This window comes from Alcanivorax sp. HI0083 (genome assembly GCF_001635175.1).
The window spans coordinates 1-934 of record NZ_LWFX01001576.1; the positions used below are offsets into that span (position 1 = coordinate 1).

A 934-nucleotide genomic window follows, 5' to 3' on the forward strand; every position below is an offset into this window, starting at 1 on the left:
GCCATGACCATGCGTTTTAACCTGGCGAATGAACAAGTAGGCAAAGGGATATCGGTAGGTGATCGCGTGCGCATTGGCATTCGTGATACAGACAAAGGGTTGATTGTGGAGCGCCTAGAAAAGCAGGTGGCGGAACAAAAAGACACCCAAGTGAATTCGTTGCATTACGCCGAGGGGGTTATCGAGGGGCTATCCGACGGCAAGGTCAAGCTTAAACACGGTCCTTTTAAGACGCTCGGTATGCCTGGCATGACCATGCGCTTTCGTCTTGCCAGCGAACAGGTGGCCAGCGATATAGCAGTGGGCGATCGTGTGCGCGTCGGCGTCAAAGATACCGATAATGGCTTGACTGTGGTGTCTCTCGACAAACAGGAGGTTGCACCATGATCGCTACCCTGATTCGCTGGTCGTTGGCTAACCGATTTTTGGTGCTGCTGGCGACGCTGTTCATGAGTGCGTGGGGAATCTGGTCTATCAACAATACCCCCGTAGATGCTTTACCGGATCTGTCCGATGTACAGGTGATTATCCGCACCAGTTACCCAGGTCAGGCACCGCAGCTGGTGGAAAAACAGGTTACCTATCCACTTGCCACCACCATGCTGGCCGTGCCAGGTGCGCGCACAGTACGTGGTTACTCGTTCTTCGGTGATAGTTATGTTTACGTGTTGTTTGAAGATGGTACCGACTTGTATTGGGCACGCTCACGGGTGTTGGAATACCTTAGTCAGGTCCAGTCTGAATTGCCGCGTACAGCACGACCATCACTTGGGCCAGACGCTACCGGTGTCGGCTGGATTTATCAGTACGCATTGATCGATCGCACCGGCCAGCATGATCTATCGCAGCTAACCTCGATACAGGACTGGTTTCTAAAATACGAGCTGCAGACTCTGCCTGACGTTGCAGAAGTGGCAACCATAGGCGGCATGGT

Annotated in this window: 2 protein-coding genes; both read left to right on the plus strand. The window is 53.1% G+C overall.

All coding sequences use genetic code 11. From position 1 onward, the window contains the following. Nucleotides 1–387, plus strand: a 387-nt coding sequence (locus tag A3754_RS23555; protein WP_197468817.1) for a copper-binding protein, incomplete at its 5' end; no start/stop codon positions are given. Further along, a partial coding sequence (locus A3754_RS23560) for an efflux RND transporter permease subunit (RefSeq protein WP_197468818.1) occupies nt 384–934 on the plus strand: 551 nt, incomplete at its 3' end. The genes A3754_RS23555 and A3754_RS23560, both read left to right, overlap by 4 nt.